This window comes from Aeromicrobium sp. PE09-221 (genome assembly GCF_002174305.1).
Classification (GTDB): Bacteria; Actinomycetota; Actinomycetes; order Propionibacteriales; family Nocardioidaceae; genus Aeromicrobium.
Genome location: NZ_MIJB01000007.1, coordinates 23,389 through 48,302 on the forward strand (window position 1 = coordinate 23,389; position 24,914 = coordinate 48,302).

Here is a 24,914-nt window from a genome sequence, read left to right on the forward strand (position 1 = left end):
CGTATGCTTAGTTTTCTCAGTGATCAATGAACGAAAGGGCAGCGAAAAGATGACTGACGTGCGAGCGGAGATGTCCGCCTCGGTGTTCCGGATCGATGCCTCGGCGGGCGATGAGGTCGCGGCGGGTGATGCCCTGATCGTCCTCGAGTCCATGAAGATGGAGATCCCGGTCCTGGCCGGGAGTGCGGGCGTTGTCAAAGAAATACTGGTAAAGCAGGGAGAAATCGTCGAAGAGGGGGCGTTGCTGGCGCGACTTGGCTAAGCGGGGGTGGAGGTGGTGCCGGCGGTCCAATGGGTCGTCGGCATCACTCTGTACGGGGGCTTGCGCTCTGTGATGCGCATCACCTAGCATGACTTCTCGCCGGCCTAAGCGATCGCTTAGGACGCATCGCAGCGAGAGGACGTGCCGCAGTGTCATCGATCTGGTCAGCGGAGATCGCCGAGCTCGAGCGTCGCCGTGCCATGGCCGACGAACTCGGGGGGCCCGAGAAGGTCCGCCGCCAGCACGCGGCCGGTCGCAGCACCGTGACCGAGCGGGTGACCGCCCTGCTCGACGAGGGCAGTTTCGAGCAGATCGGCTCCCTCGCCGGCTTCCCGGACGAGACGGGAGAGCGCATCGTCCCCACCAACTTCGTCTTCGGCCTCGGCACCGTCTCGGGTCGGCGTGTGGTCGTCGGCGCCGATGACTTCACCGTGCGAGGGGGAGCGGCCGATGCCTCGATCATGGCCAAGCAGGTCGACTCCGAGCGCTTGGCCGCTGCGTACCGGCTGCCGCTGATCCGTCTCGTCGAGGGGACCGGTGGGGGCGGAAGCGTACGGATGCTGGAGCGGTCCGGCTATACCTATGTCCCGGCCAACCCGGGCTGGGACACCGTCGTGGACAATCTCTCGCTGGTGCCCGTGATCGCCGCATGTATGGGACCTGTGGCCGGACTCGGGGCAGCGCGCGTCGTCATGAGCCACTTCAGCGTGCTCATCGAAGGCACCTCCCAGCTCTTCGTCGCGGGGCCTCCGGTCGTGCGGCATGCGACGGGTGAGGATCTGGACAAGGAACAACTCGGCGGTGCCGAGGTGCACCGCCGCAGCGGTGCGGTCGATCAGATCGTGCCGGACGAGCCGTCGGCGCTCGCCGCGATCCGCGGGTTCCTCTCCTACCTCCCGTCGAGTGTCTACGAGCTCCCGCCCGTCATCGAGGGGCGGCCCGCGGCCGGGGACGCGGAGTCCCTGGCCGATGCCGTACCCCGCAATCGGCGTCAGCCGTATCGCCTCCGCCCGATCCTCGATGCGGTGTTCGACGAGGGCTCGGTGTTCGACTACACCTGCTACTCGGGTTCGGTCTACACGGGGCTGGCGCGGCTCGACGGGTGTCCAGTCGGCGTGGTGGCGACGGACCCCTACAAAGGCGCCACGATGACGCCGAACGGTGCCGACGCGCTCACCCGGCTCGTTGACCTCTGTGAGACCTTCCATCTGCCGATCGTCAGTCTTACGGACCAGGCCGGCATGATGATCGGCTTGCAGGCCGAGAGGACCGCCTCGATCCGCCGGGGGGCGCGAGCCGTCGCGGCCGTCTATCAGGCCCGCGTGCCCATGGCGGAGATCATCGTGCGCCGGGTCTTCGGCGTCGGCGGCGCCGGCCAGGTCAACCGCCATCGCTACAACCGCCAGTGGGCCTGGCCTTCGGGGGACTGGGGTTCGCTCCCGGTCGAGGGCGGCATCGAGGCTGCGTATCGCGCCGACCTCGAGTCCTCGGACGACCCCGAGGCCATGTTGGCGGAGATCCGCGAACGACTCGAGGCCCTGCGCTCTCCCTTCCGGACGGCCGAGCGCTACGGCGTACACGACGTGGTCGACCCGCGCCGCAGCCGCGAACTGCTAACCCGCTGGGTGCACGACGCCTACCGCATCCTTCCCGAGCTCCTTGGTCCCCCCTCTTTCGGAACGAGGCCCTGATGACACGTACTCCAGCAGAGCTCGAGGAGATCCTCGAGTTCGACTTCCCGACGGCTGTGGCGGCGCTGGACCACCATGTGGCAGCCACGCCGGACCGGCTCGCGGTGCACTACGGCGAGACCGGTGAGAACCTGCGCTACGGCGAGTTCGGCGCGCTCACCGACCGTATCGCCGGCCGGCTCAGCGCGGCGGGGATCGGCCCGGGTGATCGCGTGAGCGTGCTCACCGTCCGGCCCCTCGTCTCGACCCTCACGATGTACGGACTCTGGAAGGCGAGAGCCGTCTACGCCCCGGTCAACTTCCAGTACACGGGGGACCTGCTCGCCTATCAGCTGGAGGACACAGGAGCAGCGCTGCTCATCGTCGACGCCGAGTTGCTCGACCGGGTCCGGGCCGTGGAGTCCCTGCTTGCACACCCGCCACGCGTGCTCGTGGTGGAATCTGGGCTGGGCGGCGAGTTCGGCGAGCTCCTCGGACCGGCCGAGCGCCCGCAGGCCGAGGTCGCCTACGACGATCCGGCCAATATCATCTACACCTCCGGCACGACCGGCCCCTCCAAGGGAGTCGTGCAGTCTCATCGCTGGATCAACGGGTACACGTGGATCGGCCGCGCGATGCTGACCCCCGAGGACGTCGTCTACAACGACCTGCCGATGTATCACGTGGGCGGAGCCCACTTCAATGTCGTGCGTGCACTGTGGACCGGTGCCTCGGTCAGCCTCTGGGACCGGTTCAGCCCCTCGGACTTCTGGCGGAGGATCCGCTCGACCGGATGCACGACCGCCGTGCTGCTCGATGTCATGACTCCCTGGCTCCTGAATGCCGAGCCGAGCGGTGAGGATCGGCTCAATCCCCTCAACAAGGTCCACATGCAGCCACTGCCGGCGAACCACCACGATTTCGCGGAGCGATTCGGCATCGACTTCGTGACCTCGGGCTTCGGGCAGTCGGAGACCGGCGCGGCCCTGATGACCCTGACCGAGCAGACTCGCGAGGGAGAGGGAACCCCCGTAGAGCTCTATCGAGGACGGAGCCATGCCGAACTGCGGGAGGCCTTCGCCCGGTACGGGCTACCGGTCCTGAACGGGGCGGAGCGCGTGCCCAAGGCGATCATGGGCAAGCCGGCCCCCTTCATGGAGATCGTCGTGCTCGACGACCGCGACCGCGTATGCCCCGACGGTGTCGTCGGCCAGCTCGCGATGAGACCGCGGCTCCCGGCGCTCATCCACCACGAGTACCTGAAGAAACCCGAGGCGACGGTCAAGGCGTGGCGCAATCTGTGGTTCCACACCGGGGACGCGGCATTCCGGCAGGAGGACGGCATCTTCATCTACGTCGATCGTCTCGGGGACCGGATCCGGGTACGCGGGGAGAACATCTCCAGTTTCCACATCGAGGAGATCGTCGCCAAGCACCCCTCGGTCCAGCTCGCGGCGGTCATCGCCGTGCCGAGCGAGGAGGGCGACGAGGACGACGTGATCGCCTTCGTCGAGCCGGCCGATCCCGATGCCTTCGACAGCGAGGTCCTCGTCGCATATTGCCACGAGGCCATGCCCAAGTTCATGCGCCCGCGCGCCTTCGTGCCCGTGACGCAGATCCCTCGTACTCCCACCAACAAGATCGAGAAATACAAGTTGCGTCAGCAGTGGACGGAAGGACAGCAATCATGATGAGACGATCTCGCTGGGGAGCGTTCGTGGCTGCGACGCTGCTCGCCACGCTCACCGCCTGCGGTGGCGGTGGCGGCTCCTCGGACCAGGACAAGGACCTGAAGGTCGCGGCGGCTGCCGATGCCTCGTCGCTCGACCCCATCCGCGGCAACGCCGGAACCGACCACGTGCTGCTCTATCCGATCTACGACACCCTGGTGTCCTTCGACTCCGGCCTGGAGGCCGAACCGGGTCTGGCGGAGTCGTGGGAGCAGGTCTCGCCGACCGAGCTGAGTCTGACGCTGCGTGAGGGCGTCGCCTTCCACGATGGCGAGCCGCTGGACGCCGAGGCCGTCAAGTACAACCTCGATCGGGCGATGGGGGAGGGCTCCAATATCCAGGCGGATCTCGCCGCGGTGCGCGAGGTCCGCGTCGACGACGAGCAGACCGTCACCCTGCTGCTGGACCACCCCGATGCCTCGCTCCTGCTGGTGCTGGCCGACCGGGCCGGCATGATGGTCTCGCCGAAGGCCGCCGAGGAGGCGGGCGGAGACTTGAGCACTCACCCGGTCGGCGCTGGTGGATGGTCCTTCGTGGAGTGGCGTCGCGGGGACTCGCTCAAGGTCGAGCGCTTCGACGACTACTGGGACACCGATGTCGACCGGGTCGCGGGGATCACGTTCAACATCATCCCGGATCCGAAGACGCGGGTGACCTCGCTGCGATCGGGACAGCAGGATGTCTCGATGGAGATCGCCCCCTCGGATGCGGACTCGCTGGAGAGCGCGAGCGGTGTGAGCCTGGATCAGTCCCCGCGCGTCAACCTGCACCAGGTCTATCTGAACCGCGCCTCCGAGGAGCTGGGCGATCCGCAGGTCCGCCGGGCGCTGTCCTTGGCGGTCGACCGCGAGGTCGTGCTCAAGAGCGGCTACTTCGATCGTGGCAGCGTCGCCCACGGAGCGCTTCCCGACGGCTACTGGGCGGCGCCTCCGGAGTCGGTGGTCTACGAGCACGATCCGCAGGAGGCCGAGCGACTGCTGGCCGAGGCTGGGATCTCGGGGCTGTCTTTCGACATGATCGTCAACGCCGACTCCCAGACGACTCGCGTGGCCGAGATCCTCAAGGAGCAGTGGGCCGAGATCGGCGTCACCGTCAACATCATCCCGCGCGAGATCGTGCAGGCGACGAACGATTACTTCAACGATCGCAAGGCCCCGGCCCTGCTGTCGCAGTGGACCGGTCGACCTGACCCGGCGATGACCTATCGCCTGATGTTCTCCGCCGAGGGGTACTTCAACACCTCCGACGAGGCCGTCCCCGGCATCGACGAGGCGCTCGCCCAGGCGGACCAGTCGGTGGAGCCGTCCGAGCGCAAACCGGGCTTCGACGCCGCCGCTGAGGCCGTCTACGCGGACACCCCGTTCTTCCCGCTGGCCTTCCAGGACTCGCTGATCGGCCTGCGCGATGACGTCCGGGGATTCGAGTCCAATCTGCTCGGCAAGCCGAAGTTCCTCGGCGTGTCCTTCGGCTGACCGAGGTGAGGGAGGTGGTGACGATGCCGGTGCTCAACGTCCAGGGACTCGAGGTGTTCTTCGGTCACGGCGAGGAGCGCGTGCAGGCTCTGCACGATGTCAGCTTCACGATCGACCGCGGCGAGATCGTCGGGCTCGTCGGGGAGAGCGGCAGCGGCAAGACCGTCACCTCCCTCGCGCTGATGGGTCTGCTCGATCCGCGGTCCTCGCGAATCGAAGGGCAGGCCGAACTCGGCGGCACGCGGCTCTGGGACGACGCCAACCGGCGTCGGCCCCAGGTCGAGGTGCCCATGGCTATGGTCTTCCAGGAGCCCATGACGGCTCTGGACCCGGTCTTCTCGATCGGCTATCAGCTGATCGAGACCTTGCGTCTGCGCCAGGGGCTGTCGAAGGCGCGAGCGCGAGCAGCGGCTCTGGAACTCCTGGACGCGGTCGGCATCTCGGACCCCCGGGCGCGGCTGCGGGCGTATCCGCATGAGCTGTCCGGAGGGATGCGCCAGCGCGTGATGATCGCCATCGCCCTGGCGTGCGCGCCGGAGCTGCTGATCGCCGACGAACCCACCACGGCGGTCGACGTGACCATCCAGGCGCAGTTGCTCGAGCTGATCAGAGACATCGCAGCCGACCGGGGAATGTCGGTGCTGTTCGTGACCCACGATCTCGGTGTCGTCGCCGAGACCTGCGATCGGATGATCACGATGTACGCCGGCCGCATCGTCGAACGGGGACCGGTGGGTGAGGTCCTGGCCGCCCCCGCGCACCCCTACACCGGGGGGTTGCTGGCCGCACTGCCCTCCCCGGAGCACCGGGACCGCAGGCTCGCGACGATCCCCGGCCGCGTGCCACCGCCGGGGGAGCGCATCACCGGTTGTGTCTTCGCACCGCGCTGCCAGCACCGAGCCGACATCTGCGCTGAGCCGATCGAGCTCGGTCCCTTCGACGACACCCGAGAGGTCCGCTGTGCGCGAGCCCACGAGATCCACGCGACAGGAGCCGATAGATGACCAGCCCATCGCTGTTCTCCCTCGAATCGGTATCGGTCCGCTTCCCTGTCGGCCGCCGACGTCATGTGACGGCTGTCGACCGGGTCAGCCTCGACCTCATCGAAGGGGAGACCCTCGGCCTCATCGGTGAAAGCGGATCGGGCAAGTCCACGGTGGCCCGCGCAGCGGTCGGTCTGGCGCCCGTCAGCGCAGGGACGGTCCGATGGCGGGGTCGGGACGTCGCCTCGTTCAGCGGCAAGGAGCGCCGGCGCTTCACGGAGTCCGTGCAGATGGTGTTCCAGGACCCGCACAGCGCCCTCGACCCGCGGCGCACGATCTTGCAGAGCGTGCGCGAGCCCCTGGACGTCATGGGCAGGGGCGAGAAGCGCGAGCGGGAGCAGGTCGCCGTCAATGCGCTTGAGGATGTCGGTCTCTCGGCTCAGTTCCTCACCCGGTATCCCCATCAGCTCAGCGGCGGACAGAAGCAGCGCGTCAACATCGCCCGAGCGCTGGTGACCGATCCGAAGGTGCTGATCTGCGACGAGTCCGTTGCCGCTCTGGACGTGGCGCTGCAGGCGGAGATCCTCAATCTCCTGCAGGACCTCAAGGCCGAGTACGAGCTCACCGTGCTGTTCATCAGCCACGATCTCAGCGTCGTCAGCCATGTCGCGGACCGGATCTGCGTCATGTACCTCGGGCGGATCGTGGAGCAGGCCTCCACGCCCTCGCTCGTCGGGCAGAGCCTGCATCCTTACAGCGAGGCGCTGCTGTCGGCGCAGCCGCTCGTGCACCAGTCATCATCGCACCGTCGCATCGTGCTCTCGGGGGACATCCCCAGTCCACTCTCGCCGCCACCAGGCTGCCGGTTCAGCACCCGGTGCCCGCACGTGACCGAGGAGTGCCGCACCACCGTGCCCGAGCTGGTCGAGATCAGTCAGGGTCACGACTCGGCGTGCCTGCGCACCGCCGATCTCTACGGCGTTGAGCGGCCGGCAGACCGGGAGGCGTCATGAGGATCCTGCGCGTCGTCGGCACGAGTGTGCTCTCGGCGATCCCGACCCTGATCCTGGCGACCCTCATCGTCTTCCTGCTCCAAAGGCTGATCCCAGGCGACCCGGCGGTCGCGATCGCCGGAGACTACGCGACACCGGAGAATCTGGCTCGGATCCGTGAGGATCTCGGGCTGGACGGCTCGCTGGTCACCCAGTACCTCACCTGGATCTCCGGGGCGCTCACAGGCGACCTCGGCACCTCTTATCAGACGGGCGAGTCGATCTCGGCCCTGATCATGCAGAGGCTGCCGCTCACGCTGATCCTCATGGTCTTCGCGCTGATCGTCGCGATCGCGATCGGCCTGCCTCTCGGCGTGATGTCCGCGCAGAAGGTGGACACGAGCTTCGACCGCTTCCTCACCACCTCGGCGACCTTCGGGATCGCGATCCCGAACTTCTGGCTCGGGATGATGCTCATTATCGTCTTCGCCCTCAACCTCGGCTGGTTCCCGGGGCCTGGCGGTGCGAGTCTCTCCGAGGATCCGGTAGAGGCGCTGCGGGGGCTGGTGCTCCCGGCCATCGCCCTCGGACTCGTCGGCGGCGCGGAGATCTGCCGGCAGGTCCGCAGCGCGATGGTGGAGAGCCTCAGCACCGACTACGTGCGGACCCACCGGGCGAAGGGCCTGCCGACCGTCAGCATCGTCTGGAAGCACGCGCTGAAGAACTCCAGCCTGCCCTTCGCCACCATCCTCGGCATCCAGGTCTCTCGACTCATCGGCAGCGCCGTCGTGGTCGAGGCCGTCTTCGGCCTGTCGGGGATCGGCTCGCTCGCCGTCGAAGCGACCAATCAACGTGACTACGGCGTGATCCAGGCGGTGGTGTTCGTCGCCGCCATGATCATCCTGTTGACGAATCTCATCGTCGACGTGTCCTACCGGCTTCTCGACCCGAGGATCTCCTGATGTCCGTCATCGCCTCACGTGTCCAGGGCACCACGGCCCGTCGTCGTGCCGGTCGATTCTCGGTGTGGGCCAGCTACGCCATCCTGGGTGTGGTAGCCATCGTGGTGGTCTTCGCCGGCGTACTGTCACCGTCCTCGCCCACGGCGCAGAATCTCGACGACATCCTGCTGCCGATGAGTGGCGCGCACCCGCTCGGCACCGACGATCTCGGTCGCGATGTGCTCAGCCGGATGCTCCACGGCACCCGAGTCTCGGTCCTCGCCGCGATGCTGGCCGTCGCGATAGCGGTGGTCATCGGTCTGCCGATCGGCATCGCGGCCGGGTGGGGCAATCGCTGGCTGGATGCGGGCATCATGCGGGTCGTCGATGCGGTCATGTCCTTCCCCGCCATCGTGCTCGCCATCGGCATCACGGCCACGATGGGGCCGAACATCACGAATGCGATGATCGCGGTCGGTGTCGTCCTCGCGCCGGCGATCATCAGGCTGGCGCGGGCGCAGACGATGACTATCCGTTCGGAGACCTATATCGAGGCGGCGCGGTCCTTCGGCGCGTCGGGTCTGCGGCGGATGGTCCTGCCGCACGTGCTGCCGAACATCATCCAGCCGATCCTGGTGCAGGTCGCGGTGCTCATGGGCTTCGCGCTGATCGCGGAGGCCAGCCTGAGCTTCCTGCAGCTCGGTGTACAACCGCCGAATGCCTCGTGGGGTGCGGTGCTCGCCCGTTCCTACACCTTCCTCGATCAGGCCCCGATGCAGATCTTCATCCCCGGCCTGGCCATCGCGGCCACCGTCTTCGCCTTCAACATCATCGGCGATGAGATCCAGCGGCTGCTCGACCCGAAACGGAAGTGACCCATGGGCGTGCGCAGAATCGAGACTTGCTCCCAGTCTGTCGATCACAGGGGCTCTCGATTGACGAATGGAGAGCACATCTCCGTCCAGGTGGTGGCGGAATGAGCGTGCTGTTCATCGCCAACCGCGGTGAGATCGCCGCCCGCATCCAACGCACAGCTCGGTCACTTGGGTGGAAGTGCGCCGTCGCTCGCCCGGAGGTCGATGCCGGGCTGCCCTATGTCAGGGAGGCCGACATCAGCGTGCCGCTGGACTCGCCGCGGGCCTTCGGTGATGTGGAGACGATGGTCGCCGCGGCCGTGGCAGCGGGGGCGCAGCTGGTGCATCCCGGGTACGGCTTCCTCTCGGAGAATCCCGACTTCGCGCGGGCGGTGACCCAAGCGGGCATGACCTTCGTCGGTCCTTCGGCCGAGGTCATCGAGTCGATGGGCGACAAGGCCAATGCGCGCCGGATCGCGCAGGAATCCGGTGTGCCGGTGACCACGGGCTCGTCGGGGCCCGTGGAGACTCTGGAGGAGGCCGGCGAGATCGCCGAGGTCATCGGCTTCCCGTTGATGGTCAAGGCGGTGGCCGGTGGAGGGGGTATCGCGATGGCGGTGGTGACCGAGGCGGCCGGCTTGGCGGCGGCGGTCGAACAGGTCTCCGGTCGCGGTGTCTCCGTCTTCGGTGACGGGCGCATGATCGTCGAGCGCTATGTCCAGCGGTCTCGTCACATCGAGGCGCAGATCATGGGGTTGCCGGACGGCCGGGTCATCGCGGTCGGTGAGCGTGATTGCTCGGTCCAGCGGCGCCACCAGAAGGTCGTCGAGGAGAGCCCTTCGCCCGCCCTCACCCTGGAGGTGCGCGAGCAGATCGCTCGCCGGGCCGTGGCGCTCGGCGAGGCCGTGGGATACCGCAACGCCGGCACCGTGGAGTTCATCTACGACCTTGATCGACAGGAGTTCTACTTCCTGGAGATGAATACACGCCTGCAGGTCGAGCACCCGGTGACCGAGGCGGTCCACGGGGTCGACCTGGTGGCATGGCAGCTCGCGGTCGCCCGAGGAGACAGCGAGATCCCGGAGGGATTCTCCGCGGCCCCGAGCGGACACGCGATCGAGTTGCGGATCTACGCCGAGGACCCTGAGCGTTTCCTGCCCAGGCCCGGGGCGATCACCCGCTGGCAGATGCCCGATGGGGACGGGATCCGAGTCGATGCGGGCTATCGCGAGGGCACGACCGTAACCCCGTTCTTCGATCCGCTGATGGCCAAGGTGATCGGCTGGGGGTCCACGCGTGAGGAGGCGCTGGAGCGGACGCGGACGGCCTTGGCGCGTACGGCCGTCGAGGGGCCGGGCGTGAACCTGCCGTATCTGGCCCGGGTGCTGGACAGCGAGGCCTTCGCGACGGGGAGCTATGCCACCGGGCTGGTCGTCGACGAGTCGTGAGGATGCCACACCCCCCCCGACCCGTTGGCGGGGGCCGCGCACCTCTCGACCCGGCCGAGACGTGCGTAGGTCACCGTCACCGCCACCACCCCCGCGTCGACGGATCGCGCGACCGCGGGCCGCGCATGCGCCCGCTACTGGGTCAGCGGCGAGCGACCATCCGGACGGCGAGTCTCGCATGGAGCTCGGCCATCTGGTCGGGTGTGGTGGCGCCGTCGGGGGAGTACCAGCGCACGAGGTCGATGCTGATCGACAGCAGTGCCAGCGCGGTGCCTTTGAGATCCTCGGCGTCGACGACGCCGGCGGTCACTCCCTCGGCCAGGGCATTCTGCATCTCGCGTTCGATGCCGCGACGGTAGTCCGCGATCTCCCGCCGGTGCTCGGGGATCAGCGCGTGGAACTCGTACTGCACGATGCGTCCGACCCGGCTGTTGACGGCGTGCCAGCGACTGAATTCGCTCACCATGTGGCCGATCCGCTCGATCGGATCGGTGCGCGCGGCGGCCGCCTCGCGGATCCGCGCGAGCGCGGCGCGGTGGCCGCGATGGCTCACCTCGAAGAGGAGCTCTTCCTTGGTGGCGTGGTGGACGTACACTGCGGCCGGGCTCATGCCGGCGCGCGAGGCGATGTCGCGGGTGGTGGTGGCAGCGAAGCCCTTCTGGGCGAAGGCCTCGACGGCGGCCTCGATCAGCCGCTCGCGCGTCGCGGCCGAGCGGGAGCGCGACGAGGGGGCTTCAGCGGTCATGGTGGACATCATCTCCCAGGGATGGCATGCTAAGCAAGCGCTTAGTAACCCCATTGCGAAAGAGCCCCATGAAGCGAACCATCTACACCGACGACCACGAGGCGTTCCGCGAGTCGTGCGCCGCCTTCCTCGCCAAGAAGGTGCAGCCGCACGTCGAGGAGCACCTGGCCGGCAAAGGCCTCCCTCGTGACTTCTGGACCGCCGCCGGAGCCGAGGGCTTCCTCGGCCTGGAGATCCCCGAGGAATTCGGCGGCGCCGATGCCCGGGACTACCGGTTCAATGCCGTGTGGGCCGAGGAGCTCAGCAAGCTCAACGCCTCGATCTCGTCCTGTGTCGGCATCCACGCCGATATCACCGTGCCCTACATCGTCGACCTCGGCACCGAGGAGCAGAAGCAGCGCTGGCTCCCCGGCTGCGCCACCGGTGAGATCGTCACCGCGATCGGCATGACCGAGCCCTCAGGCGGCTCGGACCTGGCCGGGCTCAAGACGACCGCCGTCCGCGACGGCGACGAGTGGGTCATCAACGGCTCCAAGACCTTCATCACCAACGGCTACTCGGCCGACCTCATCGTGACCGCTGTGCGCACCGACCCCAGCAAGGGTGCCCGCGGTATCACGCTGTTCGGCATCGAGGCCGGTGACGCGGGCTTCAGCCGCGGCCGCAAGCTCGACAAGGTCGGCCAGGAGGAATCCGACACGGCCGAACTGTTCTTCGAGGACCTGCGCCTCGGTGATGATCGCGTCATCGGCGAGCTCGGAGCCGGCTTCATCTCGATGATGAAGAAGCTGCCCCAGGAACGTCTGGGCGCCGCGGTCTCCAATATCGCCCATGCCAAGCAGATCCTCGCCGAGACCATCCAGTACTGCCACGATCGCAAGGCCTTCGGGCAGTCGATCGGCTCGCTGCAGCACAACAAGTTCCTGCTCGCTGAGCTCGTCACCAAGATCGAGGTCGCCGAGGCGTACACCGATCAGGCCGTGCTCGCGCACAGCCAGGGTCAGCTCACCGCGATCGACGCCGCCAAGGCGAAGTGGTGGAGCGCCGATGTGCAGAACGATGTACTCGACCACTGCGTGCAGCTGCACGGCGGGTACGGCTTCATGAACGAATATCGCGTCGCCCGCGCCTGGCGCGACGCCCGAGTGACCAAGATCTGGGCCGGTTCCAACGAGATCATGAAGGAACTCATCGGCCGCGACCTCGGTTTCTGAGAACTCCGTCTCCACAGAAAGGGACAACTGATGCCCGAAGCAGTCATCGTTTCCACTGCGCGTTCGCCGATCGGGCGCGCCGGTAAGGGTTCGCTCAAGGACATGCGACCCGATGACCTGACCGTCCAGATGGTCGAGGCCGCGCTCGCGAAGGTGCCCGAACTCGATCGTCGCGACATCGTCGACCTCATCTGCGGTATCGGCCAGCCCGCGGGCGAGGCCGGTCACAACATCGCCCGCGCGGTCTCGGTGCTGGCCGGCATGGATCACCTGCCCGGCACCTCAGTCAACCGCTACTGCTCGTCCTCGCTGCAGAGCACGCGGATGGCCTTCCATGCGATCAAGGCCGGTGAGGGCGATGTCTTCATCTCGGCCGGTGTCGAGACCGTGAGCCGGTTCGGCAATGGGTTCGCCGACGTGCCGGGTACCGAGAACCCGCTCTTCGACGAGGCTCGCGCTCGTACCGCCGCACGCGCCGAGGGCGGCGCCGACACGTGGACCGATCCGCGCCAGAACGGCGACCTCCCGGACCTCTACATCGCCATGGGGCAGACCGCCGAGAACGTGGCCCAGCATCTGGGGATGAGCCGCGAGGAGCAGGACGAGTTCGGTGTCCGCAGCCAGAATCTGGCCGAGGAGGGCATCGCGAGCGGTTTCTGGGCCAAGGACATCACGCCTGTGACCCTGCCCGACGGCACCGTGGTCTCCGCCGATGACGGCCCGCGCGCGGGCGTCACGATGGAGGCCGTCAGCAAGCTCAAGCCCGTCTTCCGTCCCGACGGCACCGTCACCGCCGGCAACGCCTGCCCGCTCAACGACGGCGCCGCGGCTCTCGTGATCATGAGCGACACCAAGGCCAAGGAGCTCGGTCTGACACCGCTCGCGCGGATCGTCTCGACCGCCGTGACCGGTCTTTCACCCGAGATCATGGGCCTCGGTCCGGTCGAGGCGATCCCGGCGGCGCTGCGCCACGCGGACATGTCCCTGGAAGACATCGACCTGTTCGAGATCAACGAGGCCTTCGCGGTTCAGGCCTGGGGCTCGGCCAAGCAGCTCGGCATCCCGCTCGAGAAGCTCAACATCAACGGCGGTGCGATCGCCGTGGGTCACCCCTTCGGTATGACCGGTGCCCGCATCACGTCGACGCTGATCAACTCCCTGCAGTGGCATGACAAGCAGTTCGGCGTGGAGTCGATGTGCGTCGGCGGCGGGATGGGCATGGCCATGGTGTTGGAGAGGCTCAGCTGATGTCGGGACGCTTCGACGGCAAGGTCGCGATCGTCACCGGCGCCAGCCGGGGCATCGGTCTCGGTGTCGCCGAGCGGCTCGTCGCCGAGGGCGCCAAGGTGCTCATCACGGCGCGCAAGGAGGACGCCCTCAAGGAAGCCGTCGCGCACCTGGGTGAGGACAAGGCGACCTTCGTGGCGGGCGCCGCCGATGTCGCCGAGCATCAGGACGAGGCCATCGCCACAGCGATCGACCGCTTCGGCGGGCTCGACCTGCTGGTCAACAACACCGGCATCAACCCGGTGTACGGCCGGACCATCGAGATCGACCTCGCGGCGGCGCACAAGATCCTGGCGGTGAACGTCCTGGCAGCGACGGAGTGGGCCCAGAAGGCCTATGCCGCGTCGCTCGGCGAGAGCGGCGGGGCGATCGTCAACATCGCCTCGGTCGCCGGCCTGAAGCCCTCCCCGATGATCGGCATGTACGGGGTCTCCAAGGCCGCGGTCATCCGGTTGACGCAGGAGCTTGCGGTCGAGCTGGCCCCGAAGGTCCGGGTCAACGCGGTCTCTCCAGCGGTGGTCAAGACCCGGTTCGCCGGTGCTCTGTACGAGGGTCGCGAGGAGGAGGTCTCCGCCGCCTATCCGATGAAGCGCCTCGGCATCCCCGAGGACATCGCGGCCGCGGTCGCCTTCCTGCTGTCGGACGATGCGGGCTGGATCACCGGTCAGAACATCACCCTCGACGGTGGGCTCACCCTCACCGGCGGGGTCTGATCCTTCACCCGAGCGGTGGGCGGTGGGTTGCGCACCTCTCGTCCCGTGGGGCGGTGGTTTGCGCACCTCTCGACGGCTCTGAGACGTGCGTAGGCCACCGCCCACCGCGAGAGGGTGCTAGTGCCCTGCGCCGAAAAAGTTCATCACCGCTTTCCGCCTTCTGAGCGGCGCTCCGCTGCGTTGACGTCGCTCGAAAGGCGTCCGAGCCTGCCAGCGCTCCGCCGCCTTGCGGAGCATCCCCTCAAGCGACGCCTCTCGGCAACAAGCTTCCGACGCAGGACACTAGCTCCCCCCAGGGTTCGATGTGAGAAAGAACATGAGGAGAACCTCGCATAAAAGATGAGGAGTTCCTCATGTTTTATCGTACGATGGCTCCTATGACGACGCTCGACCCCACGCCTGCGCTCACGTCCGCCCGCCCCGATGCCGTCAGCGGCATCCGGCTCGTGGACCAGCTCCGCTCGACGACCCCCTACGCCCTCGCTTTCGCCGGACAGGGTGGCGAGTGGCTGCCGCCGCTGGCCGAGCTGGTGCGCGATTTCGCGCTCGAGTCCGATCTGGCCGCCGTGACGAGCGAGGTCGACCGGATCCTCGAGCCCCTCGTCGGTGAACTCGCGCGCACGGGCATCGCCTTCACGCCACTCGCCTGGGTGGACGCACTCGCCGTCGGAGAATCGGCCGAGGACGATGAGGCGGCCGCCGTACCCTCCCCCGAGGCCCTCCAGGAGCCCGCCGCCTCCGTGCCGGGCATCGCCCTGACCCAGGTGGCCGCCCTCGCCGCCCTGCGCCGCCAGGGACTGGATCCCGCTGACCACCGACCGGTCGCCGTCATCGGCCACTCGCAGGGTCAGCTCGTCACCGATCTGCTCGACGGCCTCGACGTCACCACCGCGCTCGCCGTGGCCCGCCTCGTCGGCGCGGCCACCCAGATCGTCGGTCGTCGCCGTGGCCTGCTCGGATCGACGATGCTGAGCGTGAGCAATGTCGACCCCGCTCGTATCGAGGAGATCGTCGCCGATCTGGGCAGCCGAGTCGAGTGCCGTATCCGCAACGGCCGCCGTGCGGTCGTCCTCTGCGGACCGCAGGCCGAGCTCGATCGTGCGGTCTCGCGACTCGAGTCCGTCGCCGCCCAGGAGAAGTCCGAGCGCGATCGCAAGATCACCGGCGGAACCCCCTTCGCGCCGGTCATCGAGGCCTTGCCGGCGCGCGTCGCCTTCCACCACACCGATCTCGTCGAGGTGGCCGACCTGGTCGCCGAGTGGGCCGGTCGGGTCGGCCTCGACGCCACCCTCGCCCGTGACCTCGCACAGCGCTCGGTCATCGATCCGGTCGACTGGGTCACCTCGCTCGAGCAGGCTCTCGACGCCGGTGCCCAGTGGATCCTCGACCTCGGCCCGGGCGACCTCGCCGCACGCCTCAGCGCCGCCGAGACACGCCCCCGCGGCGCGGGCATCGTCTCGACCACCACACGTCGTGGGCACCGCGAGCTGACGGCCGTGGGGGCCGTCCCCGCGCGCCCGACTCCCTGGTCGGCCTTCGCCCCCCGGCTCGTCACCCTGCGCGACGGACGCACCGTCGCCGAGACGGCCTTCACCCGGCTCACGGGCAAGTCACCGGTCCTGCTCGCGGGCATGACGCCGACCACCGTCGATGCCGCGATCGTCGCTGCCGCCGCGAATGCCGGCTTCTGGGCCGAGCTCGCCGGAGGCGGCCAGGTCACCGAGGAGATCTTCGCCGACCGCGTCGCCGAGCTCGACGAGCTGCTGACCCCCGGCAGCACGTACCAGTTCAACTCGCTCTTCCTCGATCCCTATCTGTGGAAGCTGCAGCTCGGGCAGAAGCGCCTCGTGCAGCGCGCCCGCGCCAACGGCGCCCCGATCGATGCTGTCATCGTCACCGCCGGCATCCCCGAGCTCGACGAGGCCGTCGAGCTGGTCGAGGATCTGCGCTCGGCCGGCATCGCGCACGTCGTCTTCAAGCCCGGCACCGTCGCGCAGATCCGCCAGGTCCTCGCGATCGCCCGCGAGCTCGCCCCGCTGCCGGTCATCGTGCAGATTGAGGGCGGCTGCGCCGGTGGTCACCACTCCTGGGAGGACCTCGACGATCTCGTCCTGGCCACTTACGCCGATCTGCGGGCGCAGTCCAATGTGGTCGTGTGCGTCGGCGGCGGCATCGGCACCCCCGAGGCCGCCTCGACCTATCTGACCGGTGAGTGGTCGCGCCGTCACGGCTTCCCCGCGATGCCGCTCGACGGTGTCCTCGTCGGCACCGCCGCGATGGCCACGCTCGAGGCGACGACCTCGCCGGAGGTCAAGCAGCTGCTCGTCGACACCCGCGGCACCGGTGCCTGGGTCGGCGCGGGCACCGCGACCGGCGGCATGGCCTCCGGCCGCAGCCAGCTCGGTGCCGACATCCACGAGATCGACAACACCGCCTCGCGCACGGGCCGCCTCCTCGACGAGGTCGCCGGCGATGCCGAGGCCGTCTCCGCGCGCCGCGATGAGATCATCGCGGCGATCGATCGCACTGCCAAGCCGTACTTCGGCGATGTCCGCGACATGAGCTACGCCCAGTGGCTGCGTCGCTTCGTCGAGCTCTCGGGCACCTCGGCCGATGGTGAGGCCGCATGGCTCGATGTCACGCTACGCGACCGCTTCCACGCGATGATTCAGCGCGCCGAGGCCCGTCTCGCCGACGAGGATCGCGGTCCGATCCCGACGCGCTTCCCCGCGGCCACCGATGTCGAGGACGGTTTCGCCGCCGTCGCGACGCTGCTGGATGCGTATCCCGCGGCCGAGGACATCGTGCTCCACCCCGCGGACGAGGCCTTCTTCGTCGAGCAGTGCAAGCGTCCCGGCAAGCCGGTCAACTTCGTGCCCGTCATCGATGCCGACGTGCGGCGCTGGTGGCGTTCGGACTCGCTATGGCAGGCGCACGACGCCCGGTACAGCGCCGACGAGGTCTGCATCATCCCAGGCACGCGTTCGGTCGCCGGCATCACCCGTGTCGACGAGCCCGTCGCCGATCTGCTCCGGCGTTTCGAGGACGAGGTCATCGACGCCCTGCTCGCGGCCGGCTCCGCACCCGAGCGGGTCGCGGGTCGTCGTCGCATCGAGGTTGACGGCATCGCCGAGTCGCTCGCGCTGGTGCTCGCCTCGCCGGATGTCGTCTGGGCGGGCCGCACCGTCGGCAACCCCGTGCACCGGCTCGGCACCGGCTGGGTCGTCACCGGGCCCGATACCGCCGAGCACCCCGAGACGGGGGCCGAGCTCGGTGCCTCGTCCGCCCTCGTCGAGTTGCGAGTGCCGCTGCCCGGCGGCGAGCGTCTGACCCTCCCGATCCGTGTCGGGGACGGCGTCTGCTGGGGCAGCAGCCCCGTCGTGACCCAGGCCGATGCGGCACAGGCGATGCGGGCTCTGGCCGCTCGTGCGGCCGGTGGTTCGGTCCCGGAGGCGAATGACGGCGTCGCGCGCCTCACCGCGGCCTGGACCCCCGACCTGCGCGCCGATCACGCGGCCGTCTCGGGCGCACCGGTCGAGCCCAGCGCTCATCCGGCACCCGATGTCCTGGTCGGTCTCGTCTGGCCCGCCGTGTTCGCCGTCATCGGCGACGCCACCGATGACGAGGGGACCCCGGTCGTCGAGGGCATGCTCGACCTGGTCCACCTGGACCACGCGATCGCGATCGGCGAGATCCCGAGCGAGCACGCCGAGCTCACCATCACCGCGACCCTGCGTGGCGTGGTCGACTCCTCCTACGGACGTGTGGTGACGGTCGACGTCGACATCGTGACCGACTCCGGTGAGGTCGCGGCGCTCACCGAGCGTTTCGCCATCCGCGGCCGGGCAGGGCAGGGCGACCTGGCCGACCCGGCGCGTGCCGGAGGCGTTCTGGGCGACGATGTCCGCGACACCCCGCGTCGTAAGCGTGCGGCCGCCTCCGTGTCCGCCCCCACGGACCTGCGGGCCTTCGCCGCCGTCACCGGCGACCACAACCCGATCCACACCAGCGTCGCCGCGGCCCGGTTGGCCGGCCTGGGCGCGCCGATCGTGCACGGCATGTGGACCTCCGCCGCTGCCCAGCAGCAGGTGGTGGCGCAGACCGGTCGCCGGCTCGAGGGCTGGACCACCCGGTTCATGGCGCCGGTCCGTCCCGGTGCCGAGGTCGACATCCGCGCCGATCGCGTGGGTCTGGACGCGGGCGCCGAGGTCCTCGATGTGACGGTCCGCGCCGACGGTGAGGTCGTGATGGCCGCCAGCGCCCGGCTGGCGGCACCGCGTACGGCGTACGCCTTCCCCGGCCAGGGCATCCAGAGCCAGGGCATGGGCATGGCCGGATACCAGCGCTCCAAGGCAGCCCGCGAGATCTGGGACCGTGCCGACGCGCACACCCGCGCTGCCCTCGGCTTCTCGATCCTCACAGTCGTCCGTGACAACCCGACCGAGCTGACCGCACACGGTGTCACGCATCGGCACCCCGATGGTGTGCTGTACCTGACCCAGTTCACGCAGGTCGCGATGGCCGTGCTGGGCGCGGCCCAGATGGCCGAGCTCCGCGAGTCAGGCGCCTTCGTCGAGGGCGCGATCCTGGCCGGCCACTCGGTGGGCGAGTACAACGCCCTCGCGGCCGTGTCGGGTGTCATCCCGCTCGAGGCCGTCGTCGAGGTCGTGTTCCAGCGCGGATCGGTCATGCACACGCTCGTGCCGCGCGATGCGCAGGGACGCAGCGATTACCGACTCGCGGCCATCCGTCCCTCCCAGATCGGCCTGGCCGATGACGAGGTCACGGACTATGTGGAACGAATCTCCGAGCAGACCGGCGAGTTCCTGCAGATCGTCAACTACAACCTGCGTGGCTCGCAGTACGCCATCGCGGGCACGGTGGCCGGGCTCGAGGAGCTCGAGCGCGACATCGCCCGCCGCCGCGAGGAGTTCGGTGGCAAGGCGGCCTTCATCCTGGTGCCGGGCATCGATGTGCCCTTCCACTCGCGGGTTCTGCATGGCGGCGTCCCGGACTTCCGGGACCGGCTCGACGAGCTGCTGCCCGCCGACATCGATCCGGCCATCCTCGCCGGCCGCTACATCCCGAACCTGGTTCCCCGCCCGTTCAGTCTCGATCGCGACTTCGTCGTCGAGATCGCCGAGCTGGTCGATTCCGCGCCGCTGCGCGAGGTGCTCGCCAACTTCGACGAGTGGACCGCGCGGCCCGGTGCGCTGTGCCGACGTGTGCTGATCGAGCTGCTCGCCTGGCAGTTCGCCAGCCCCGTGCGCTGGATCGAGACGCAGGACCTCATGTTCACACCGGTCGAGCGCGGTGGGCTCGGTGTCGAGCGCTTCGTCGAGATCGGCGTCGGCTCGGCTCCGACCGTCGCCAACCTGGCCTCGTCGACCCTGAAGCTCCCGGACAGTGAGTACGGGACCGTCGAGGTGTCCAATATCGAGCGTGATGCGTCCGTCGTCTTCGCGACCGACGAAGACCAGCCCGAGGTCGAGGACGACGCCCTGGAGGCGATGCCGACAGCGGAGGCAGCACCCGCGGAGGCGACCCCGGCTCCGGCGGCCGCCCCGACAGCGCCGGCCGGCGGGCCGCGTCCCGATGACATCGCCTTCGATGCCGCCGAGGCCACCCGCACGCTGGTGGCCTGGTGGACCAAGCTGCGGTTGGACCAGATCGGTGCCGCCGACTCCATCGAGTCACTGTGCGACGGGGCCTCGAGCCGCCGCAACCAGCTGCTTGTCGATCTCGGTGCGGAGCTGTCGCTCGGCGCCATCGACGGTGCGGCCGATGCCGACCTGGTGACCCTGGGCCAGCAGGTCAAGGGCCTCGCTCGCGGTTACAGCGCCTTCGGTCCGGTGCTCACCGAGACCATCTCGGAGCATCTCAAGAAGGTCCTGGGCCCGGCGGGCAAGAAGCCGGCCGCGATCACCGATCGCGTCACCGGCACCTGGCAGCTCGGACCCGGCTGGGCCTCGCACGTGCTCGCCGAGCTCGCGATGGCCACCCGCGAGGGCACGAGCGTGCGCGGTGGGGAGTTCGGCTCCTTCGGTTCGCTGAACAGCGGCGCCGATGTCGACGCGGCGGTCGATGCCAGCGTCAAGGCCGTGGCCGCACGTTATGGCGTGAGCGTGGATCTCCCGGCGACGGGCGGCAGCGGTGGCGCCACGGTCGATGCCGAGGCACTCGCGGAGTTCACCGACCAGATCACCGGTCGCGACGGAGTGCTGGCCAAGTCCGCGCGCCTCGTGCTCGAAGAGCTCGGGCTCAGTGAGGTCCCGACGGAGGTCGAGACCGATGAGCAGGCTGTTCGCGTGCTCGAACGGGTCGAGGCCGAACTCGGATCGGACTGGGTCAAGGCCACGGCGCCGGCCTTCGATGAGAAGAAGGCCTTCGTGCTCGACGACCGGTGGGCCAGCGCCCGCGAGGATCTTGCGCGGATCGCCCACGGTGCCGATGTCACCGGCTCCTTCGTCGGTGCCGGCGAGACGGTGGCCCGGCAGGCGCGCTGGTGGGCCGCTCACGCCGGCAACGGGCTCGCTCCGCGTTTCGAGCGGATCGCGGCCGAGGCCGAGGACACCACGCCGGGCCGCTACGCCGGCGAGGTCGCTGTGGTGACCGGTGCCAGCCGCGGCTCGATCGCCGCGGGTGTCGTCGGTGGCCTGCTGGCCGAGGGGGCCACGGTCATCGCGACCACCTCGGGCATCGATGGACGCAAGCTCGGCTTCTTCAAGAGGCTCTACCGCGACCATGCCCGCCAGGGCGCGGCCCTGTGGGTCGTCCCGGCCAATATGGCGTCCTTCGCCGATATCGACGCGCTCGCTGCGTGGATCGGATCGGAGCAGACGCAGACCGCGGCCGGTGTCACCACGGTGTCCAAGCCGGCGCTGACCCCGACCTTGTTGTTCCCCTTCGCGGCCGGACGTGTCATGGGCGACACCACCGATGCCGGTCCGCGTGCCGAGCTGGAGATGCGTGTGCTGCTCTGGTCGGTCGAGCGTCTCGTGGGCGTGCTGTCCGAGCACGTGCAGGACCGTGACCTCACCCGGCGCCTGCATGTCGTCCTGCCGGGCTCACCGAATCGCGGCATGTTCGGCGGCGACGGCGCCTACGCCGAGGCCAAGGCCGCGCTGGACGCGCTCGTGGCCAAGTGGAGCTCGGAGCGCTCGTGGAGCGGCCGTACGACACTGGCCCACGCCATCATCGGCTGGGTCCGCGGCACAGGCCTCATGGGCGGCAACGACCCGATGGTCGAGGCCGTCGAGGCGCTCGGCGTCCGTACGTGGTCGACCGATGAGATGGCCGAGGCGCTGCTGACTCGCGGCGTCGACGAGGCTCGCGAGCGGGCCCTCCAGGCCCCGGTCGAGGTCGACCTGACCGCCGGGCTCGGTGATGTCGATCTCGATCTCGCCGCCATCGCGGAGAGCGCGAGCGGCCGCGCCGACGCGCAGGACAAGGACCGGGGGGCGGCCACCATCGCCGCGCTGCCCAGTTCACCGGCACAGCTCGATGTCGTAGAGACCCCCGCATGGGGGGAGGTGAGCACCTCGCTCGACGACATGATCGTCATCGTCGGCGCGGGCGAGCTCGGCCCCTACGGTTCGGCGCGCACGCGCTTCGAGGTCGAGGTCAGCGACCGGCTGTCCGCGGCCGGCGTGCTCGAGCTGGCCTGGACCACGGGCCTGCTGACCTGGGATGACGTCAACCGCGGCTGGTACGACGCCGAGAGCGGCGAGCCGGTGGCCGAGGAGGACATCGCCGACCGCTACGAGGAGGTGGTGCGCGAGCGGGTCGGCGTGCGCCGGTACGCCGACGACGGCTCGATGACCGACAACGCAGCGCCGCTGCTGACCTCGGTCTACCTCGAGGAGGATCTCTCCTTCACGGTGTCCGGTGAGGCTGAGGCGCGAGCGATGCGCGAGGCCGATCCCGAGCGCACCCTGATCTCCCAGGATGCCGACGGCGAGTGGACGGTCACCCGCAAGGCGGGCACCGAGATCCGCGTGCCGCGCACGATGAAGCTGACGCGCACCGTGGGTGGCCAGATCCCCACCGGCTTCGACCCGACGGTCTGGGGCATCCCGGCCGAGATGGTCGAGTCCGTGGACCGGGTCGCGCTCTGGAATATCGTGTGCACCGTCGACGCGTTCCTGTCGAACGGCTTCACGCCCGCCGAGCTGCTGCGTTGGGTACACCCGACGCTGGTGGCCAACACCCAGGGCACCGGCATGGGCGGCATGAGCTCGATGCACTCGCTGTACATCGACACGCTGCTGGGCGAGTCCAAGGCCAACGACATCCTGCAGGAAGCGCTGCCGAATGTCATCGCGGCGCACGTCGTGCAGTCGTACGTCGGCAGCTACGGCGCGATGATCCACCCGGTCGCCGCGTGCGCCACCACGGCCGTGTCGGTTGAGGAGGGCGCGGACAAGATCAAGCTCGGCAAGGCCGAGTTCGTAGTCGCGGGCGGCTTCGATGACCTGTCGGTCGAGGGCATCGTGGGCTTCGGCGACATGTCCGCGACGGCCGACTCCTCGGCCATGGCGGCCAAGGGACTGGAGGATCGCTACTTCAGCCGGGCCAATGACCGTCGCTACGGCGGATTCGTGGAGTCGCAGGGCGGCGGCACGATCCTGCTCGCGCGCGGCACGCTCGCGGCCGAGTTGGGACTGCCGGTCCTCGGTGTGCTGGCCTACGCCGCCTCGTTCGCCGACGGCGTGCACACCTCGATCCCGGCCCCGGGCCTCGGTGCCCTCGCCGCGGGCCGTGGTGGTCGTTCTTCGCAGCTCGCGAAGTCGCTCGCGGGCCTCGGTGTCGGTGCGGACGATATCGCGGTGCTCAGCAAGCACGACACCTCGACGGGCGTCAACGAGCGCAACGAGTCCGAGCTGCACGAGCGGCTCGCCGGAGCACTCGGGCGCAGCGACGGCAATCCGCTGTACGTGATGAGCCAGAAGGCGCTGACCGGCCATGCCAAGGGCGGTGCCGCGGCCTTCCAGCTGATCGGCCTGTGCCAGGTGCTCTCGGCGGGCATCGTGCCGCCGAACCGCAGCCTGGACTGTGTCATGGACGACCTCGCCGAGCACGAGCACCTGGTGTGGCTGCGCGAGCCGCTGGCGACCGGCCCGCTCAAGGCCGGCCTGCTGACGAGCCTGGGCTTCGGCCATGTGGCGGGTCTGCTGGCGGTCGTGCACGCGCAGGCCTTCGTCGAGGCGCTGCCCGCCGAGGAGCGTGCGGCGTACCTCGAGCGGGCAGAGCAGCGTCAGATCGAGGGACGGATGCGGCTCACCGAGGCCATGTACGGCGGATCGCCGCTCTACCGCCGTCCTGCCGGTCGCCGTCTCGGCGATGCGGGCGCGCGGGAGCGGGAGGCCGCCATGTTGATCGACCCGGAGGCGCGGCTCGGCGCCGACGGTGTCTACCAGTGCCGGTAATGCGCGATGGGGGTCGTCATCGGCACTGGGGTCGACCTCGTCCATGTTCCGGGGTTCGCTGAGCAAGTTCAGCGTCCCGGATCATGGGTCGACCGGGTGTTCACGCCCGGCGAGCGGCGCGATGCGCGGAGCTTCCTTGCCGATGCCTCCGCGTCTCGCGCCGCCGAGGTCGCGTCCTTGGCGGCGCGCTGGGCCGCCAAGGAGGCCTTCGTCAAGGCCTGGTCGGAGTCACTATGGGGGAGTGCCCCGGTGCTCGCCGAGGAGATCCACCATCTGATCGAGGTCGTCACCGATGCCTGGGGCCGGCCTCGACTGATCCTGCACGGTGAGGTGCGTCAGGCGGCCGGCGATGTCTCCGCTTTCGTCTCCCTTTCCCACGACGGCGACTACGCGATCGCCACCGTCACCCTCACCCGCCCCTCCTCCTAGCGCTCCCGGCTCGTCTGTCGCCAGCGGGGCGAAGCGCGACGGAGGATATGCCTCTGTGGTTGTCATGACGACCACAGAGGCACATCTTCCGTCGCCCGATCACGGAGGATGCGACTCGCGGGTTGCCGGGGCAGCCACAGAGGCACGTCCTCAGTTGGCGGACGGCGGGTGAGGGGAACCCATGACAGATGTCATCGGCAGAGGTGACGCCGTCCCACTGGGGGAGTGACGCGGACTTCGGAAGAGTGGAGCATATGAGCAGAGACATGATGTCGTCCTTGGCCTCCAGCTTCGACTCCCTGCCTTTCGTCCTGCAGATCCTGGTGGTCGCGGTGATCGGCGTGGTCCCCTTCCTGGAGAGTTATGTCGGTGCCTTCGTGGGCACGCTCGTCGGTCTGCCCGCTCCCGTCGCCCTCGTCGCGGCCGTGCTCGGCAATGTCCTGGCCGTCCTGATCGCGGTCGCGTTCGGAAGCCGGATCGCGCAGCGTCGTGAACGCCAGCGCCAGCAGCCCCGCACTCCTCGCCAGGAGAAGGTCATGGCCCGTGTCGACCGCTGGGGAGTGCCGATCGCCAGCCTCCTCGCGCCGATGGTGCTCGCGATCTCGCTGACGGCCTTCATCATGACCACCGTAGGCCTGGCCCGGCGGCAGGTCGTGGTGTGGCAGATCGCCGCGGTCGTGCTGTGGGGCGGGATCTTCACGGCCTTCGGCCTCGGCCTGCTCTCGGTGGCCGGCTGACATGCTCCG

16 protein-coding genes are annotated in these 24,914 nt (G+C 68.9%); 15 read left to right on the top strand and 1 reads right to left on the bottom strand.

Annotated features, from left to right (window positions below; translation table 11 throughout):
* Nucleotides 1-19: 19 nt before the first annotated feature.
* The 9 genes from BHE97_RS03845 to BHE97_RS03885 all read left to right on the top strand — a co-directional run bounded on the left by BHE97_RS03845 (nucleotide 20) and on the right by BHE97_RS03885 (nucleotide 10,352).
* Nucleotides 20-262: a biotin/lipoyl-binding carrier protein gene (locus BHE97_RS03845; RefSeq protein WP_236757509.1), complete on the top strand. Its 243-nt coding sequence runs from the start codon at nucleotides 20-22 to the stop codon at nucleotides 260-262.
* Between the two features lie 149 nt (nucleotides 263-411).
* The gene (locus tag BHE97_RS03850) at nucleotides 412-1,953 is read left to right on the top strand and encodes a carboxyl transferase domain-containing protein (protein WP_236757510.1); all 1,542 of its coding nucleotides are present in this window, start codon (nucleotides 412-414) and stop codon (nucleotides 1,951-1,953) included.
* Nucleotides 1,953-3,623 carry an AMP-binding protein gene (locus BHE97_RS03855; protein WP_087622708.1) on the top strand — a complete coding sequence of 557 codons (1,671 nt, stop codon included), beginning with the start codon at nucleotides 1,953-1,955 and terminating at the stop codon, nucleotides 3,621-3,623. The genes BHE97_RS03850 and BHE97_RS03855 overlap by 1 nt, the downstream gene beginning before the upstream one ends.
* A complete protein-coding gene (locus BHE97_RS03860) occupies nucleotides 3,620-5,134 on the top strand; it encodes an ABC transporter substrate-binding protein (protein ID WP_087622709.1) in 1,515 nt (504 codons plus the stop codon). The genes BHE97_RS03855 and BHE97_RS03860 overlap by 4 nt, the downstream gene beginning before the upstream one ends.
* Nucleotides 5,135-5,157: 23 nt before the next feature.
* Nucleotides 5,158-6,138, top strand: a complete 981-nt coding sequence (locus tag BHE97_RS03865; RefSeq protein WP_140399953.1) for an ABC transporter ATP-binding protein — start codon at nucleotides 5,158-5,160, stop codon at nucleotides 6,136-6,138.
* Entirely contained in the window at nucleotides 6,135-7,130 is a 996-nt protein-coding gene (locus BHE97_RS03870; RefSeq protein ID WP_087622711.1) for an ABC transporter ATP-binding protein, read from the top strand. The genes BHE97_RS03865 and BHE97_RS03870 overlap by 4 nt, the downstream gene beginning before the upstream one ends.
* Nucleotides 7,127-8,071, top strand: coding sequence for an ABC transporter permease (locus BHE97_RS03875; RefSeq protein ID WP_087622712.1), 945 nt, complete (start codon nucleotides 7,127-7,129; stop codon nucleotides 8,069-8,071). The genes BHE97_RS03870 and BHE97_RS03875 overlap by 4 nt, the downstream gene beginning before the upstream one ends.
* Nucleotides 8,071-8,925: an ABC transporter permease gene (locus BHE97_RS03880; RefSeq protein WP_087622713.1), complete on the top strand. Its 855-nt coding sequence runs from the start codon at nucleotides 8,071-8,073 to the stop codon at nucleotides 8,923-8,925. Before BHE97_RS03875 ends, BHE97_RS03880 begins: the two co-directional genes overlap by 1 nt.
* A gap of 101 nt (nucleotides 8,926-9,026) precedes the next feature.
* Nucleotides 9,027-10,352 carry a biotin carboxylase N-terminal domain-containing protein gene (locus BHE97_RS03885; protein WP_087622714.1) on the top strand — a complete coding sequence of 442 codons (1,326 nt, stop codon included), beginning with the start codon at nucleotides 9,027-9,029 and terminating at the stop codon, nucleotides 10,350-10,352.
* A 142-nt stretch (nucleotides 10,353-10,494) separates the two neighbouring features.
* Here BHE97_RS03885 and BHE97_RS03890 read toward each other — a convergent pair whose 3' ends face one another.
* Complete coding sequence (locus BHE97_RS03890) at nucleotides 10,495-11,097, bottom strand: TetR/AcrR family transcriptional regulator (RefSeq protein ID WP_170931246.1); 603 nt, start codon at nucleotides 11,095-11,097, stop codon at nucleotides 10,495-10,497.
* 68 nt (nucleotides 11,098-11,165) lie between these two features.
* Between BHE97_RS03890 and BHE97_RS03895 the strand changes: the two genes are divergently transcribed.
* The 6 genes from BHE97_RS03895 to BHE97_RS03920 all read left to right on the top strand — a co-directional run bounded on the left by BHE97_RS03895 (nucleotide 11,166) and on the right by BHE97_RS03920 (nucleotide 24,905).
* A complete protein-coding gene (locus BHE97_RS03895) occupies nucleotides 11,166-12,311 on the top strand; it encodes an acyl-CoA dehydrogenase family protein (protein WP_087622716.1) in 1,146 nt (381 codons plus the stop codon).
* 30 nt (nucleotides 12,312-12,341) lie between these two features.
* Nucleotides 12,342-13,559, top strand: a complete 1,218-nt coding sequence (locus BHE97_RS03900; protein WP_087622717.1) for an acetyl-CoA C-acetyltransferase — start codon at nucleotides 12,342-12,344, stop codon at nucleotides 13,557-13,559.
* Nucleotides 13,559-14,311 carry an SDR family oxidoreductase gene (locus BHE97_RS03905; protein WP_087622718.1) on the top strand — a complete coding sequence of 251 codons (753 nt, stop codon included), beginning with the start codon at nucleotides 13,559-13,561 and terminating at the stop codon, nucleotides 14,309-14,311. The genes BHE97_RS03900 and BHE97_RS03905 overlap by 1 nt, the downstream gene beginning before the upstream one ends.
* Before the next feature lie 377 nt (nucleotides 14,312-14,688).
* Nucleotides 14,689-23,739 carry a type I polyketide synthase gene (locus tag BHE97_RS03910; protein ID WP_087622719.1) on the top strand — a complete coding sequence of 3,017 codons (9,051 nt, stop codon included), beginning with the start codon at nucleotides 14,689-14,691 and terminating at the stop codon, nucleotides 23,737-23,739.
* A gap of 6 nt (nucleotides 23,740-23,745) precedes the next feature.
* On the top strand, nucleotides 23,746-24,168 hold the full coding sequence (locus BHE97_RS03915) for a holo-ACP synthase (RefSeq protein ID WP_087622720.1): 423 nt from the start codon (nucleotides 23,746-23,748) through the stop codon (nucleotides 24,166-24,168).
* A 254-nt stretch (nucleotides 24,169-24,422) separates the two neighbouring features.
* Nucleotides 24,423-24,905, top strand: a complete 483-nt coding sequence (locus BHE97_RS03920) for a hypothetical protein (protein ID WP_140399954.1) — start codon at nucleotides 24,423-24,425, stop codon at nucleotides 24,903-24,905.
* The last annotated feature ends 9 nt before the right edge of the window (nucleotides 24,906-24,914 follow it).

What these genes read in the sequence shown, in the direction of transcription:
- BHE97_RS03895 (WP_087622716.1), top strand. Translation starts at nt 11,166, where the DNA reads ATGAAGCGAACCATCTACACCGACGACCACGAGGCGTTCCGCGAGTCG.
- BHE97_RS03855 (WP_087622708.1), top strand. Translation starts at nt 1,953, where the DNA reads ATGACACGTACTCCAGCAGAGCTCGAGGAGATCCTCGAGTTCGACTTC.
- BHE97_RS03865 (WP_140399953.1), top strand. Translation starts at nt 5,158, where the DNA reads ATGCCGGTGCTCAACGTCCAGGGACTCGAGGTGTTCTTCGGTCACGGC.
- BHE97_RS03870 (WP_087622711.1), top strand. Translation starts at nt 6,135, where the DNA reads ATGACCAGCCCATCGCTGTTCTCCCTCGAATCGGTATCGGTCCGCTTC.
- BHE97_RS03860 (WP_087622709.1), top strand. Translation starts at nt 3,620, where the DNA reads ATGATGAGACGATCTCGCTGGGGAGCGTTCGTGGCTGCGACGCTGCTC.
- BHE97_RS03875 (WP_087622712.1), top strand. Translation starts at nt 7,127, where the DNA reads ATGAGGATCCTGCGCGTCGTCGGCACGAGTGTGCTCTCGGCGATCCCG.
- BHE97_RS03920 (WP_140399954.1), top strand. Translation starts at nt 24,423, where the DNA reads ATGAGCAGAGACATGATGTCGTCCTTGGCCTCCAGCTTCGACTCCCTG.
- BHE97_RS03880 (WP_087622713.1), top strand. Translation starts at nt 8,071, where the DNA reads ATGTCCGTCATCGCCTCACGTGTCCAGGGCACCACGGCCCGTCGTCGT.
- BHE97_RS03890 (WP_170931246.1), bottom strand. Translation starts at nt 11,097, where the DNA reads ATGACCGCTGAAGCCCCCTCGTCGCGCTCCCGCTCGGCCGCGACGCGC.
- BHE97_RS03905 (WP_087622718.1), top strand. Translation starts at nt 13,559, where the DNA reads ATGTCGGGACGCTTCGACGGCAAGGTCGCGATCGTCACCGGCGCCAGC.
- BHE97_RS03910 (WP_087622719.1), top strand. Translation starts at nt 14,689, where the DNA reads ATGACGACGCTCGACCCCACGCCTGCGCTCACGTCCGCCCGCCCCGAT.
- BHE97_RS03900 (WP_087622717.1), top strand. Translation starts at nt 12,342, where the DNA reads ATGCCCGAAGCAGTCATCGTTTCCACTGCGCGTTCGCCGATCGGGCGC.
- BHE97_RS03915 (WP_087622720.1), top strand. Translation starts at nt 23,746, where the DNA reads ATGGGGGTCGTCATCGGCACTGGGGTCGACCTCGTCCATGTTCCGGGG.
- BHE97_RS03885 (WP_087622714.1), top strand. Translation starts at nt 9,027, where the DNA reads ATGAGCGTGCTGTTCATCGCCAACCGCGGTGAGATCGCCGCCCGCATC.